Origin of the sequence: Microcoleus sp. N3A4 (genome assembly GCF_036701805.1) — a bacterium.
In the GTDB taxonomy this organism is placed as follows: domain Bacteria; phylum Cyanobacteriota; class Cyanobacteriia; order Cyanobacteriales; family Microcoleaceae; genus Microcoleus.
In genome coordinates this window covers 45,521-61,241 of sequence record NZ_JAUBRJ010000024.1, presented here as the reverse complement: position 1 = coordinate 61,241, position 15,721 = coordinate 45,521, and the positions used below count along the sequence as shown (strand labels likewise).

At 45.9% G+C, this 15,721-nt stretch carries 9 protein-coding genes and 2 pseudogenes; 10 read left to right on the top strand and 1 reads right to left on the bottom strand.

Translation table 11 applies throughout. The features are described 5' to 3' along the window. The first annotated feature begins 68 nt into the window (after positions 1-68). Complete coding sequence (locus QUA56_RS15970; RefSeq protein WP_333359219.1) at positions 69-1,154, top strand: hypothetical protein; 1,086 nt, start codon at positions 69-71, stop codon at positions 1,152-1,154. 490 nt (positions 1,155-1,644) lie between these two features. Here the strand turns inward: QUA56_RS15970 and QUA56_RS15965 are convergent, their stop codons facing one another. Beyond that, positions 1,645-2,541, bottom strand: coding sequence for an AraC family transcriptional regulator (locus QUA56_RS15965; RefSeq protein ID WP_333359217.1), 897 nt, complete (start codon positions 2,539-2,541; stop codon positions 1,645-1,647). Positions 2,542-2,820: 279 nt separating this feature from the next. Between QUA56_RS15965 and QUA56_RS15960 the strand changes: the two genes are divergently transcribed. The 9 genes and pseudogenes from QUA56_RS15960 to QUA56_RS15920 all read left to right on the top strand — a co-directional run. Continuing rightward, positions 2,821-3,570 (top strand): SDR family oxidoreductase, encoded by a 750-nt coding sequence (locus tag QUA56_RS15960; RefSeq protein ID WP_333359215.1) that lies wholly within the window; start codon positions 2,821-2,823, stop codon positions 3,568-3,570. 236 nt (positions 3,571-3,806) lie between these two features. Next, the gene (locus tag QUA56_RS15955) at positions 3,807-4,808 is read left to right on the top strand and encodes an aldo/keto reductase (protein ID WP_333359213.1); all 1,002 of its coding nucleotides are present in this window, start codon (positions 3,807-3,809) and stop codon (positions 4,806-4,808) included. A 460-nt stretch (positions 4,809-5,268) separates the two neighbouring features. Further along, complete coding sequence (locus QUA56_RS15950; RefSeq protein ID WP_333359265.1) at positions 5,269-5,409, top strand: hypothetical protein; 141 nt, start codon at positions 5,269-5,271, stop codon at positions 5,407-5,409. A 210-nt stretch (positions 5,410-5,619) separates the two neighbouring features. Continuing rightward, positions 5,620-5,938: pseudogene (locus QUA56_RS15945) on the top strand (ISAs1 family transposase); the annotation flags it as partial. Positions 5,939-6,296: 358 nt separating this feature from the next. Continuing rightward, the gene (locus QUA56_RS15940) at positions 6,297-7,547 is read left to right on the top strand and encodes an alpha/beta hydrolase (protein WP_333359211.1); all 1,251 of its coding nucleotides are present in this window, start codon (positions 6,297-6,299) and stop codon (positions 7,545-7,547) included. 898 nt (positions 7,548-8,445) lie between these two features. Then, positions 8,446-10,620, top strand: a complete 2,175-nt coding sequence (locus QUA56_RS15935; RefSeq protein ID WP_333359209.1) for a glutamine synthetase III — start codon at positions 8,446-8,448, stop codon at positions 10,618-10,620. Positions 10,621-10,953: 333 nt separating this feature from the next. After that, on the top strand, positions 10,954-11,958 hold the full coding sequence (locus QUA56_RS15930; RefSeq protein ID WP_333359207.1) for a BMP family protein: 1,005 nt from the start codon (positions 10,954-10,956) through the stop codon (positions 11,956-11,958). 41 nt (positions 11,959-11,999) lie between these two features. Beyond that, the gene (locus tag QUA56_RS15925) at positions 12,000-14,831 is read left to right on the top strand and encodes a PAS domain S-box protein (protein ID WP_333359205.1); all 2,832 of its coding nucleotides are present in this window, start codon (positions 12,000-12,002) and stop codon (positions 14,829-14,831) included. Positions 14,832-14,910: 79 nt separating this feature from the next. After that, positions 14,911-15,400: pseudogene (locus QUA56_RS15920) on the top strand (IS1 family transposase); the annotation flags it as partial. Positions 15,401-15,721: the final 321 nt, after the last annotated feature.

Genomic DNA, 15,721 nt, shown 5'->3' with positions numbered 1-15,721 from the left:
GTAATTTGCCTGGGAATTCAGTACCGGGAACGCAAGTGCAAACTTAAAAATTTAATTTTTTGTGAATTATGAATTTAGGAAGATCGCCAGCAAAATTAAGTAAACTTCAGCGACTTGGACTCGCTCTATTACTTGGTGCCAACTTGGGAATGGCTCAGTTATTTGCAAACCCTCACAGCGCAATGGCAGGAGTGATTACTTTACCCGATGGCGGACGTTGCGAGGGAGAATTGAGTGACGGAAAACTCAGCGGCCCCGGCATCTGTCAATATGCCAACGGCGATCGCTACGAAGGCCAATTTCTCAACGGCCAACCTCACGGTCAAGGCATCTATACCTTTAAAGAAGAAGGTCGATACAAAGGAGAATTTGCATCGGGTGAATTTAACGGTCAAGGTGTCCGCGAATTTCCTAACGGCAACCGCTACGAAGGAAGTTTTAAAAATGGCGAGTTCGACGGTACAGGCACTTTTACCTCAACTAACGGCATTCGTTACGAAGGCTCTTTTACCAATAGTTCTCCCAGCGGTCGAGGGGCTTTTACGTTCAGTGATGGCACTCGCTGCGAAGGAGATATTAAAGAAGGAAAAGTTAACGGCAAAGGTGTCTGTCAATATGCTAATAAAAACCGCTACGAAGGAGAGTTGCTGAATAACTTGCCTCACGGACAGGGAACCTATACCTTTGCTGAAGGAGGTCGTTATGAGGGGCAATTTAGTGAAGGGCAATTTGACGGCAAAGGGGTTCGCGAATATCCGAACGGCAACCGCTATGAAGGAGATTTTGTGAAGGGCAGCGCTCAAGGTCAGGGGTTGCTTACTTTTAAAGAAGGGGGACGTTATCAAGGGCCGTTCGACAGTGGAGAATTTAGTGGTGAAGGTGTCCGCGAGTTCGCCAATGGAAATAGCTATAAAGGCACTTTTGTCAAGGGTAAGATGAGCGGGAAAGGAGTTTACGTTTTTGCCAATGGCGATCGCTGCGAAGGCGAATTTCGCGACGGTCAGTTCAGCGGCAAAGGTAGCTGCATTTACGCCAATGGCGATCGCTATCAAGGTGAATTCCTCAACGGCCAGAAACACGGTCAAGGTTCCTACATTTATACAGATGGAACTAAGCTAGAAGGAAATTGGCAACAAGGTAAACTTCAAAAATAATCGTTTTTCCTTTTTCGCGCCGCTCTCCTTCTAAAAAAGCACCCAACCAATTTTAACACTATTGGGCTAGGTTTTATTCCATTTGGGTCTCAGGCGGAGTTATCTCTCTTTTGTCAAGACTGATTGAGATGCTCTTACTCTGCAACTTTCCACTTGATGTATTTGTCAAACTCAGATGCAACAATAAAATTTTGTAAGGATTCAGGTCATGTGAAAAGCAGTAAAACCTATACGGTGTAACCATTTGATCGAATAATCATCAAATATACATTCTTATTAAGAAACCATGAAAGCTTGTATTTTCGTACCTATTGAGAATTAAACTGTTGATTTAGCGAAGGCTTTAATTCTAGAAGTCCTTCTGTGACTACGTTTCAGATACCTGAATCCTTACAAAATTTTTATCAGATCCAAAGCCTTTTTAAGTTTTGAACGTGTTAGCAATTACTTTAAGTACAGCTTACAAGCCTTCGCTTCACGATCGAGCTTCTTAACTATTTTTCAGCCGAGCAATATCGCGAGACGGGGGTGTACCGAATAACCGCCTGTATTCACGGCTGAACTGTGAGGGGCTTTCATAACCCACATGATGGCTGGCGGTTGCTGCATCCATGCCCAGCCCCAACATCAAGCGGCGGGATTCCTGAAGTCTCAGTTGCTTTTGATATTGCAAAGGACTCATGCCCGTGACGGACTTGAAGTGATGGTGGAGCGCCGACGGACTCATCCGCGCTTCGCTCGCTAGCACATCAATCCGAAAGGGTTTTGAGTAGTTCGATTTGAGCCAGTCGATCGCCCGGTTGATTGCGTAAAGCTGACCGTCTCCGCGGGCAATCTGACGCAACCGCACACTGCAATCGCCCGATAGCAAACGGTAGAGAATTTCTCGGACGATCAGAGGTGCCAGGATGGTAATATCCTGCGGAGTTTCCAACAACCGTATCAGTCGTATCGCTGCATCAAGCAATTGAGGACTAACAGGACTCAGAGATAAGGCACGTCTCGGTTGTTGGCTATTTGGAGTTTCTAGTTTTGCCTCAATCATTACTGCGCCGAGTTCTCCGGGATCTAAATCGAGCCGGAGGCAGAGATACGGAACCGTTGGCGTTGCTTCTATTACTTGACCCGTGACAGGCAAATCGATCGACACTACCAGACATTGGTCGGGGCCGTAAACATAAAGCTCATCCGCTAATATCACCTGCTTCTTGCCCTGAGCGACGATACACAGGGCTGGTTCGTGCAAAGCGTGGAGAGGCGCGGTGGGTTGCGAGGAGCGAATCAGGAATAAGCGATCGATTGCCGTGGCCTGGACACCATCTGTGTCAGCGTTTTGTGCAATCAGGGCTGCTAGTTCAGACTGTTGCTTTGGAACGGTTTCTTCCATCACGTCCTTTCAAATTTTTGACAAAACTAACACGATCGAGGAGCGGCAACAAGTTCAGCTACTTGCACAAGCCTATCTTTTTCCACAGGCAATGAAGCACAAATGCAGGATTAGGCAAGAATTCAGCAGATTCAGACTACCGCTGCAAACGCTGACTCTATTAAATTGATTGTGCGATCGACTGGTGGCAATCAAGCCAAGGTTTTGTGCAACATTACTCCATCAAATACCAGCACCGCAAATTAATCCAGACCCACAACAACTCGGAGATACCATCTAATGACTACCCACGAAAACGACGCACACAAACAGAAAGTTGTACTGATTACAGGCGCGAGCAGCGGCATCGGTGAAGCAACAGCGCGTCTGCTAGCAGGCAAGGGTTTACAGGTCGTGCTAGGGGCGCGGCGCACGGATCGGCTGGAAACGCTAGTATCCGAAATCCGCGCTGAAGGTGGCTCGGCAGAATACCGCGCCTTGGACGTGACCAGCCTCGAAGATATGCAAGCGTTTGTCGGCTTTGCGAAGGAAAAGTTCGATCGCATTGATGTAATGGTAAACAATGCGGGCGTGATGCCCCTCTCCAAGCTGGACGCGCTCAAGATTGACGAATGGAACCGCATGATTGATGTGAACATCCGCGGTGTTCTACACGGCATCGCGGCTGGACTCCCACTGATGCAGCAACAGGGTTCGGGTCATTTTATCAATATTTCTTCGATTGGCGGGCATACCGTCAGCCCTACCGCAGCCGTTTACTGTGCCACGAAGTTCGCAGTCGGTGCTATTTCCGAGGGACTGCGCCAGGAAGTCAGCGATATTCGGGTGACGGTAATTTCGCCTGGAGTCACTGTGTCAGAACTGGCTGATAGCATTTCCGATAGCGAAGCGCGATTTGTGATGCAGGACTTCCGCAAGGTCGCTATTCCAGCGGATGCAATTGCCCGGGCGATCGCATTTGCGATCGAGCAACCGAACGATGTTGATGTTAGCGAAATCATTGTGCGCCCTACCGCCAGCCCTTACTGATTTTGAAGAATTCGATACCAGCTTCCTCAAAGAATCTGCATAACAAATAACCTATTCAGTCGAACAGAGAATAGGTTATTTGTGGAAATGTAGAGTTAATCTCCGTCCGTTTAGCTAAATCGTTATACTGCTCAAGATTATCTATTGGGAGAGTACATTGAAAGTGTTAGTTGGGCAACCTGCTAAAGTTTCGTGACATCCTAATAGTAAACGCAAAACACTCAACAAAAAAAACAATGACTGCTGAAAATGCCATCAAACCTCGTCAACTTGGCTCCACAGGTCCAACCATTTTCCCGTTAGCTCTCGGATGTATGGGGATGTCTGGGATGTATGGTTCATCAGACGATGATGAAAGCATTGCCACCATCCATGCTGCGATCGATCGCGGTGTCACGTTATTGGATACAGGTGACTTTTATGGATGCGGGCATAATGAGATGCTGATTGGTCGTGCGCTCAAAGACCGCCGCGATCGAGCGATGCTATCTGTCAAATTCGGTGCTTTGCGTTCTCCTGATGGCGGATGGATTGGTACAGATGGGCGACCCTCATCTGTAAAAAACTTTGCAGCTTATAGTCTGACTCGTCTTGGAGTCGATTGTATCGACATCTACCGTCTGGCGCGCCTCGATCCCAATGTTCCGATCGAGGACACGATCGGAGCGATCGCCGATCTAATAAAAGCTGGCTATGTCCGCCATATCGGATTATCAGAAGTCGGTTCAGACACAATTCGCCGCGCTCATGCGGTTCACCCTATCAGTGACCTTCAGATCGAATACTCCCTCATTAGCCGCGGCCCTGAAACTGAAATCTTTCCTGTGCTTGAAGAACTTGGCATCGGGGTGACAGCCTATGGCGTTCTCTCTCGTGGATTGCTCAGTGGTTCCATCCCCACTGCACAAAGTGACTTCCGTGCCTTCCTGCCCCGCTTCAGCGGTGAAAACTTGGTTCAGAACCAGCGTTTAGTTGAACAACTAAAGCAAATCGCAGCAGAGAAAGGAATTAGCCCTTCACAAGTTGCCATTGCTTGGGTACTTGCCAAAAGCAAAAACATTGTGCCATTAATTGGTGCTCGTAAACGAACTCAATTGTCCGAATCTTTGGCAGCCGTTCAGGTGAACTTATCCTCAGAAGACTTGAGCCACATTGAATCAGTGATTTCTCCATCCGCGATCGCTGGAACACGCTACGACGAACACCAGATGAAGATGCTAGACAGTGAAACTGAATAGGCTTGTGACAGTCGTCGCATAACAAATCGCGTTTGCCGGAACGGAGAATAAATCATTTGTTGAGGTGTACAGTCGATCTCCGTCCGGTTAGTTCAACTGTTATGTAGCTTGAGGTGTTCAATGAGGATATTTGACAGAAAAGTACCTGTTTGTATTGATGATTCGGTATTGCAAGTGACCCGCCCAAAAACGGATATAGCAATCCTAAATCATTTGCTTGCATTATACGCGAGCTTTCTGGCTCGCACTGCAAGGATTCTTGTCTCGATCGAGAGAGGCGACTGATGCGAGGATTGCTATATATTGGAGCATAATTCTTGAGTATCCAAAAAACATTTATAGCCGTTCTCAGAAAGATGAGGTACGTAGTTGGGCTTCAGCCCTATACGTTTAAGTGGTTATATAATCTGTCAATCATACCTCATCTTTTTAAGAAAGGCTATAATTAGAGTTTACCTGTATGAAACTCAAACCTAAAATTACCATTGCCGACCATTTTTCCGACTTAGAATATCCAAGAATTGAGCGAACGAAACGCCATCAATTAATTGATATTATCAGGGAGCATCTCAGTTTTGCAAAAAGCATTTTTTTATTATAGTGCGAGCTTAAGAACTCGCGTATTCTACAAATCGCGAGTTCTTAAGCTCGCACTATAAATGCAAAACTGAGATGCTCCCTATCACCCTCTCAATTTGTGCCGTGATTTGTGGTGCTGATAAGTAGTAGGACACAATTAATTACCCAAAATACCGCCTAAAAACCTTGCCTCTTCAAAAGGCTTGATGTAATTAATTGTGTCCGGTTACTTACATGGGTGGATCTTGAAAGTTACGGGCGCCGCTCAATACGAATGGTTAAAGAAAATTTGAGAATTGCCGAATGGCATACCTTCACATGACACAATTGCGCGAGTATTTTATCGGCGAAAACCGGAGCAATTTCAGAAATATTTTTTGAGTTGGATTCAATCTATTAGTTGCTTCAATCCCGGAGAAGTAATCGCAATTGATGGCAAAACTCTTCGCCATTCTTACGCTCGGAGAGGAGATAAAAAAGCCATTCATATGGTCAGTGCTTGGGCGACCAGTCAAAGATTAGTTTTAGGACAAGTTAAGGTTGATAAAAAATAAGGAATGAGAATTAAATAACTTACACAAGGAAAGTGGGATGGGCTCTTATAGCCCGCCCTTTTTGGACGGGCTATAAGAGCCCATCCCACCATAACAATTAAAATTGTAAGTTATTTAATTCGCGATCCTTAACAACTCATACAGCTAGTTTAGCGGGACAAGCTCAGCTTAAGATTCCCACAAACAGCGAACAACGTCAAAGATGAAAATAGAACAATGCAAAGCATTTTCGATCGACTCAGGATGTCGGAGTCAATGAAGCTGCTGGTTTGGTAAAATGCCAGAGGCGATCGACTTACCAATAAAAACCGCCAGATTAATTTAAACTGATTAAAAATTAGGCTGCGAAAATCCGATGATTCACAAGAAGAACCGCAAAAAGTTACCCTTATTAGCAGCATTCTTAGTCTCGCAATTTATTTCTTGGTTCCTGAGTACGATCGCGCTATTTCTCAGTCTCTGGGTCATCGTACCAGCACCCGCGCTGTTCCTGTACCCTTTGGCGGTGGGAGCACCCGAAATCAGTCCTTGGTTGGTCGGTATCAATACGATCGCCCTTCTGCTGAACCTGCTCCGACGGCATCAAGGCAAAGTCTACATTATTTTACTGATTTGTAACCTGTTCGCCCTCATCCTGGGCCTGCTACCCCTGATTCAGTTCCCAGCAGCCAATGCAGCGATAGCTACCCAAATGCAAGCTGTTCAGGGGGAAAACTATTTAGCAGCCGTTCCTCAAGCCGATCGCGCGCAGCTACGCCCTCAACCGTTTATCCTCGCAGATGCGTTCCGAGGAATTCCGATTAGAGACGTTAGGATCGATCGGGCTATTGGATTTGCAAAACCTGACGGAGTTTCACTGCAACTAAACCTTTACCGGCCGGTGGAAATTGGCAAATATCCGGCGATTATCACGCTTTACGGGGGAGCTTGGCAGAGAGGCAATCCCGATTACAATGAGGAATTCAGCCGCTATATGGCCGCCCAAGGCTATTGTGTGGTTGCAATTGATTACCGCCACGCTCCCAAGTATCGATTTCCTGCTCAACTTGAGGACGTACAAGCCGCTCTTTCCTATATCAAAACTCATGCTGCTGATTGGGAAATCGATCTCGATAGGATTGCTTTGATGGGAAGGTCTGCAGGTGCCCATTTAGCAATGCTAACTGCTTATGATTCAAGTGTGCTTCCAGTTCGAGCAGTGGTCAACTATTACGGGCCAAATGACCTGATCCGGGGATACAATGACCCACCTTTTCCTGATGCTATAAATGTTCGAGCCGTCTTGCGTGCCTTTCTGGGAGGAACGCCAGACGAACTTAACGAGCTTTACCGTCGGGCTTCTCCCATAAATTATATTAAACCGAATCTTCCCCCTTCTCTACTGGTTTATGCAGGTCGCGACCATATAGTTCAGGCTAAGTTTGGTCGATCGCTCTACGAACGATTGCGAGCCACGGGCGATCGGGCTATTTTGCTCGAAATTCCTTGGGCTGAACACGCCTTTGATGCAGTTTTTAATGGCCCGAGCAATCAATTAGCTTTGTACTACACAGAACGCTTTTTGGCTCATGCTCTGAAGTCTTCCGATTACCAAGGAGTTAACTAAAAATTATCAACTTACTCATTTATGCTCAATAAACGGCGTCTAAAACTGTCTGAACTATTGCTCTAAGTCTCTTCATTTAAACTTCATAGAAATCCCCATTACTGCGCCGAGAATGTTGTGCGACGCTGCTGAATCAAAGCTTACCCCGTCAGCGGTGGGGCAACCGCGGGGGGATTGCCCCTACAAATTTCATACCCGAATTTAGCAACGTCAAAGCGAGATATTTTTCTTGCCACACTATATATAGTGTGCCTGCGTAAGTCCTGTAAATGTACGATCGCCCTCAGTTTCAGCGCCCAGCCTCCTGTTACACTGAAATCCTGCGGTTGTGTGCGATCGGTGCGATCGACCTTTCTGAAAAAACATAAAATTATGTAGCTTACAATACATTTATTTTGTTAGTGATTGTTTAGACTCTCCAAGTGTAGATTGTGTACTCTCCATAATTCTCCAAAACCCCTAAACGAGTGCGTTGTTTGCTAGACTGCGATTTATCGATCGTCGAACCGTTAAAAACCATAAGTAGTTTTGACTTGAATTCATCGGAATTGATTTGCACAAAATTTTTGAGCTGACCAGAGTGAAGATTAGTTACTAAATCTGTGCAACGCAGACATCTATGATGTTGACTCAAGTTAGTACAGGCTCTTACCATCTATTTTCTTGCTAATAACCGAAATCCAACCGCATCTCACACTGGACGATCGCGCCCGGCGGACGGCGAAGTGATTGGGTCTGGCTCCTCCAATCTTTTAGAGCCTGCCAAAAAATGCATTCTCCCTAAAGTTAGCTTTGACAAAAAATGTTGAGTAAATCCAACATATTCGTCAATCGTTAGACTTTTGCTAACATCTATTTTTTCACCACTACTTGTCCCGAAATCCCCATAAAAATAACCATGAGTGGAAACGAATCCCGCGTTCAAGCAATTTCTCAAATCGTCAACCGCAAACTGATGCCTGCCCGGCCTCCCAAGCGGCTAGAAGATATGTGGGCAACAGACGTTTTTAGTCTGAGCAAAATGCAAGAAAGTTTGCCCAAAAGTATTTTCAAATCAGTAAAAAATACCGTTCAAACCGGCAAAAAACTCGACGAGTCAGTAGCTGATGTAGTTGCAGTAGCCATGAAAGATTGGGCTATTTCCAAAGGAGCGCTGTACTACGCCCACGTATTTTATCCGCTCACCAACAGCACCGCCGAAAAACACGACGGTTTCATCTCAGTCCAAGGCGACGGCTCCGTCATCTCAGAATTTGCCGGCAAAGTTCTCGTACAAGGCGAACCCGATGGCTCGTCATTTCCCAACGGCGGCATTCGCTCCACCGCCGCGGCTCGCGGATATACAGCCTGGGATGTCACCAGCCCTGCTTATGTCATGGAAACAGACAACGGCATGACATTGTGCATTCCCACTGTTTTCATCTCTTGGACAGGTGAAGCCTTAGACAAGAAAACGCCGCTTTTGCGTTCCATTGCTGCCATGAACAAAGCAGCAACCAGAGTGTTAAAGCTGTTAGGAAATACCGAAGTGGCCCCGGTAAATTCCAGTTGCGGTGCCGAACAAGAATACTTCCTGATAGATTCCAATTTCGCCAACGGCCGCCCCGATTTACTGTTAGCAGGTCGCACCCTTTTCGGTAAACCTCCTGCCAAAGGTCAGCAATTTGACGACCACTATTTTGGAGCAATTCCAGAGCGCGTTCAAGTTTTCATGCAGGAAGTAGAAGAAAGAATGTACCGCCTGGGCATTCCTGCCAAAACTCGCCACAACGAAGTAGCTCCCGGTCAATTTGAAATTGCACCATTTTTTGAAGCTGCAAACGTCGCCAGCGACCACCAACAATTAACCATGACAATTCTCCGCAACACTGCGAAGAAACACGGTTTTATGTGTTTGCTGCACGAGAAGCCTTTCGCCGGCATTAACGGTTCTGGCAAACACGTCAACTGGTCGGTCGGCAATGCCACCCAAGGAAATTTATTAGACCCAGGCGATACACCGCACTCGAACATACAATTTCTAGTGTTCTGCGGCGCTGTGATTCGCGGAGTTCACAAATACGGGTCGCTGTTGCGCGCCGTAGTTGCGACTGCCAGCAACGACCACCGATTGGGTGCAAATGAGGCTCCGCCAGCGATTATCTCTGTTTATTTGGGTTCGCAATTAGAAGATATCTTCGGGCAAATTAGCCGGGGAGAAATTAAGGACTCTCAAGATCGGGGAATTATGAACTTAGGTGTAGAAACACTGCCTACTTTCATGAAGGATGCTGGGGACAGAAACCGGACTTCGCCCTTTGCCTTTACTGGAAACCGATTTGAATTCCGTGCAGTAGGTTCCGGTCAGTCTGTTTCCGGCCCGCTGGTGGCGATGAATACAGTTCTTGCAGATTCTTTGGACTGGATTGCTAACAAATTAGAAAGCGACTTGGCTAACGGAACTGAACTCAATGCTGCCATCCAAACAATTCTGAAAGAAGTGATGGATCAGCACGGTGCGGTTGTATTTGGCGGCAACGGCTATTCGGAAGAATGGCACAAAATGGCCGTTGAGGAACGGGGTTTAGCTAACTTGCGGACTACGGCAGATGCTTTGCCCGTGTTGAAGGAAGGATACATTGAAGACTTGTTTGAAAAGACAGGTGTTCTGACTCCCGTTGAATTGGAAAGCCGTTATGACGTTTATGCAGAGCAGTATTTGCTGGCAATTGAAGTCGAAGCCAAACTGGTAACAAGCATGGCAAAAACCATTATTTACCCGGCAGCGGTGAGGTATTTAGCTGAAGTTTCCGGCACGATTTCTAAGTTGAAAGAGATTGGGATTGAACTGTCCAAGGAAAGTGCCGAAAAAGTAGCGGTGCTGCTTAAATCCATGATGGATACTGCGAGCAAATTGAGCGATGCTTTAAGCAAGCACGATTTTGCTTCGACAGAAGACCATATGCAGTATGCTTCGCAAACAATTCGTCCTTTGATGGATGAGGTTCGCCAGTATGCGGATGCTCTGGAAGGTGAAGTGGCTGATGATTTGTGGCCGCTGCCTACTTATCAAGAAATGCTGTTTGTTAAGTAATCGTAAATCTGGTTAATTTCCGGTGATATTTGTAGGGACACGGCAGTGCCGTGTCCTTACTTTTTTTTGAGGTTAAATGAGTGTTACGCTGAATCTGTAAAACGCATTAAGGAATGAAAATTAAATAACTTACACAAGGAAAGTGGGGTGGGCACTCTTAGCCCGCCCTTTTTTGGACGGGCGGGACGCCCATCCCACCATAACAATTAAAATTGTAAGTTATTTAATTCGCGATCCTAAATACGAACGAGAGTAAGAGTTTTAAAGATTGTTGAGATACCGTTCAACAAATTTATCATAGTAGAAAAAGTAATCTTGCTGCGAAAAGCTATTATGCAAATTCAATCTCTTTTCAAACAAATGACTCTAGCGGCTCTAGCTCTATTTTTTGCGATCGGTTGCAGTCGATCGACTCCGAAGATAGACTCTTCCCCTGAAGCAAGTACCTCTAGCACCTTTAGAGTGGCGTTGGTCACCACAGGACCTAAAGATAACAACAGTTGGGATCAAGCTTGCTTTGAAGGATTGAATCTCATCAAAGATAAATTTAATGCTCAGGTAGACTTTACTGGCAGTATTGACGGCGAACATAGTGAAGCTGCCATTCGCAAATATGCCCAGTCAGGCTATGACCTGGTAATTGCAGCCAGTGGTGCCTATGCCAAAGCTGCCGAAAAGGTCGCTAAAGAATTTCCGCGAACGAAGTTTGCCCTGGTTACAACGTATCCAGGGAATAACAGAAATTTGGGGGCTGTTGCCTTTCGATCGGGTGAGGTGGGGTACCTCACAGGTGCTTTGGCTGCCATGAAGACCAAAAGCCATAAAGTTGGCTATATTGTGGGTGCACCTTATCCGGTTTATCAAGAAGAAGAAGCTTTGTTTAAGCGGGGAGTGAAGGCAACGAATCCCTCTGTTCAAGCCTCGACGGCTTTTCTCAACACTTGGAGCGATACGCACAAAGCTACCAAAGTCGCAACGGATATGGTTGCCTCTGGAGTAGATATTTTGGCAATCAACGCGGATGAGGCAGGGTTAGCCGCGCTAAAAGCCGTTACGCAAAAGCCAGGAGTCTTTGCGATTGGTTGGACAAAGGATCAGTACGAACTGGCTCCCGGCAAAGTCCTAACTAGCGTTCTGCAGGACATTCCCCATCTGGTGCTAAATGCGGCAGTGTTAACCCAGGAAGGTCGCTGGGAAGGAAAACTTTACAAGTTTGGGCTCAAGGAAAATATCTACGACTTTGCCCCTTTCCGTGGTACTCTCACGTCTCAGGAAGAGGAAACTTTCAAGACCGTTCGAGAATCTGTGACGACTGGCAAAATTAATGTTTCTCCTTAGTGTGCCGATGAATTGATTTACCGTTATTTGTCCTAAGTCCGATGAACAATCAACGCAACGATCGCGTTCTGCCGATTGCCAAAAGCTCCCGTTCTCATCCCTGGCAACGCTTCTTATCTATTGCAAATCAGCTCCGCTACGGTTTGATATTTTTGGTTCTCCTGAGCTTGCTGCCCGCTGGTGGCTGGCTGATCTACCTCAGCTTTCAGGCGCAGATCCGGCAATCGCGATCGCTCCAACAAGAGCGCAGTCAGACAGCAGCAGGGCAGATTGATAATTATCTAGATGACTTGAAACAAAAACTGAGCTATTTAGCTAGGGTCAAAGGACTCACCAACTTTCAACCTCAAGTGCAGCAGAGCTTGTTGGAAGGGTTGACTCGTCATAATGATGCTTATGAAGCAGTTGCCATTTTGAACCGGAAGGGACAAGTTATCGCATCAGTTGCACCCTACGAACTGCTCAAGTTAGAAAATCCAGCCAATTCGCCACTGTTTATTCGTGCTTTCAAACAACAGGAAGATTATGTCAGTTCTGTAGAAATTAATCCTAAAACTCACCAACCAACTACCATTCTGGCGGTTCCGATTCGGAATCAGCGAGATGAGGTGGATGGGGTGCTATTAGCACAGGTAAATCTCAACTTCCTCTGGTTTGTTGTTTCCCAAACGCAGGTTGGCAAAACTGGTTATATCTATGTAGTCGATGAGCGCGATCTTCTCATTGCTCAAAAGGGTAGTAAGCCAGAAACTTTTGAATTTCAAGATATTTCTCAGCGCCCTTTCTTTAAATTTTTGAAAGCATCCGAAGATACTAAGCGCCTTAATGTTTATCGGGGTCTAAAACAGGTAGAAGTAATGGGAGCCAGTACCTTAATTCGGAGCTTGAATTGGAATGTGGTTGTAGAACTGCCAACGGCTGAGGCGTATGCTCCCGTTTACCAAATGCTCTCAGTTATGGGAGGCTCATTGGCGGTGGTGACGATCGTCGCTGTTGGCATTGGCTTTCTATTTATTCGGCAAATTGTGGTGCCGCTACAGCGCTTAACCGCGGCAGCTACTGAACTCAGTGCGGGGCAATTAGAGACGCGGGTCAACATCCACAGCCAAAACGAATTGGGGACATTGGCGATCGCATTTAACAACATGGCAACCCAATTAGAGGAGCTGATTAAAGCAGTTGAATTGGAACGGAATTTTGTTTCAGCCATTCTTGAAATTGCAGGTGCCCTGGTGGTTGTGCTCGACCCGCAGGGACAAATCGTTCGCTTTAATCGAGCTTGCGAACAAATGACTCATTACTCCTTTCGTGAAGTGAAGGGACGCTACATTTGGGACTTGTTCCAGAACTCAGACTTAGCTGGACAAGCCAAAACTGGTTTTGAGTCTTTAAAAGCTGGTAAATTTCCCCAGCAGTATGAAAGCACTTGGATGAGCAAAGATGAACAACTCAGACTGATTGCCTGGTCAGATACTGCTTTAGTGGATAATCGGGGTGAAATTGAGTACATCATCAAAACAGGGATTGACATTACTCAACGGAAACAGGCAGAAGAAGAACTCAAAGCCTCGGAACAGCGACTATCTTTTATTTTCCGCAAAACTTCACTGGCAGTTGTGGAATGGGATTTAAACTTTAAAGTCACTACCTGGAATCCAGCGGCAGAGCTGATTTTTGGTTACACGGCTACAGAGGCGATCGGACACCATCCCGCAGAATTAATTGTGCCTGCGTCTGCCAGAAAGATGGTCGATCGAGTTATGAACGAGTTGTTGATGCAGGGCCAAGGAAACTACACTGTCAACGAAAATATTACGAGAAACGGCAAAATCATTATTTGCGAATGGTTCAATACGCCTTTAGTAGGGGATGGTGGAAATATTGTTGGAGTTGCATCTTTGGCACTGGATATTACTGAGCGCAAGCAAGCCGAAGCTGCTTTAAGGCAAGCAAAAGAGGAAGCTGAGATTGCACTCAAAACCTTACAGCAAACTCAGGCACAGCTTATTCAGGCAGAGAAAATGTCAGGTTTGGGGCAACTGGTTGCTGGTGTTGCTCACGAAATTAATAATCCAGTCAACTTTATCTATGGCAACCTGAGCCATACTGCCGACTACACGCAAAATTTACTAAAGTTGATTCAGCTTTACCAGCAAACCTATCCAACTAATACCCAAATTCAGGAAAAAATTGAAGAGGTAGAACTGGACTTCATTAGTGAAGATTTGCCCAAAATGCTGAGTTCAATGAAGGTAGGAGCCGATCGCATTCGTCAAATTGTCCTGTCGCTGCGAAACTTCTCGCGGCTGGATGAGGCAGAAATGAAGCCAGTTGATATCCACCAGGGAATTGACAGCACATTGATGATTTTGCAAAATCGACTGAAGGCAAATCCGGCTCATCCTGCTATTGAAATTGTTAAAGACTACGGCGATTTACCGCTGGTAGAGTGCTATGCCGGACAGTTGAACCAAGTCTTTATGAATATTCTGGCAAATGCGATCGATGCTTTAGAAAAATACGACAATCAGCGTTCTCCAAAAGACATCCAAAAGCATCCGAGTCGCATCACTATTCGGACTAAGCTAGTCACAAACGAAACTCAGCCCCGTCATTGTAAAAACGCGGTGATTCAAATTCAAGACAATGGACCTGGAATGACGGAAACTGTTAGACAACAGGTGTTCAATCCCTTTTTCACCACAAAACCAACTGGTAAAGGAACTGGATTAGGGCTATCCATCAGCTATCAAATTGTAGTTGAAAAGCACGGTGGCTTCCTCCAGTGCTTTTCTCAACCCCATCAAGGAGCAGAGTTCCGCATTGAAATTCCTGTGTTACAAAGCGGTGCTGTAGCACTTGTTGGTAAATAACTGCGATCGCATTCCTCTATACAGCATATTCCAGGTTCATGAAGTACAGTAGCAGCCTTAATTATGTGGTGTTAATCCTCTGCCAGATTTTGATCGCCCAGAAACAACTCCACAAGTGGGAGAATTAGATGAATTAGAAACATTTGTCGGCTCAAAAAAAACTTGCACCTAGTTGTGGACAGCAGTAGACCATTTTAAACCAGGTATTCTAGGATGGGTTTTAGGCGACCAAGCGTGCAAAAACTTTTGAACCACTATGGGGCATTGTTAATAAATGGAGATGCCATTTTTATGTGACAGATGGGTGGAAAGTTTACCCTAAGTTTATTCCCGATGAAGATCGGAGCCGACCGCAAAACCTATATGACAAGAGTTGAGGGTGAAAATACAAGATTAAGGCATCCTAATAGCTCGCCTAAAACGAAAAAGTCTTTGTTATTCTAAATTAGACAACAAGTTGCTAACATATTCAATTCAATTACTAATTCACGCTTCTAAAATTTGCAGATGTTCCAATTCCGTATCAAAATCAAATAAATCATTCTCGCTTGTCTGCGATCGCACTATAAGTTTATCATACCTTGATTCAGCAACGCCGACTTTCTCTACTATCTGACCGACAGCTTGGTTCATGGCACCCGTGGTTGCATCTGGATACCAGCGGACAAACTCACCATCGGACTGCCCAGCAACCAGGATGCCGCCGCCACTGGCTATGTGGTTGACGCCAATGTGGTCTACAGCGTCTTCGCTCGTCTGAATGATGCCGGTCAGCCCATCAAGGGGCTGATGACCTTCTCCATCAACTGGGATACCGGCAGGGACAAACAGGGACGGTACTACAATTGGGAATTCATCAAGAGTAGGACTTACGCATTGACAAAATCACA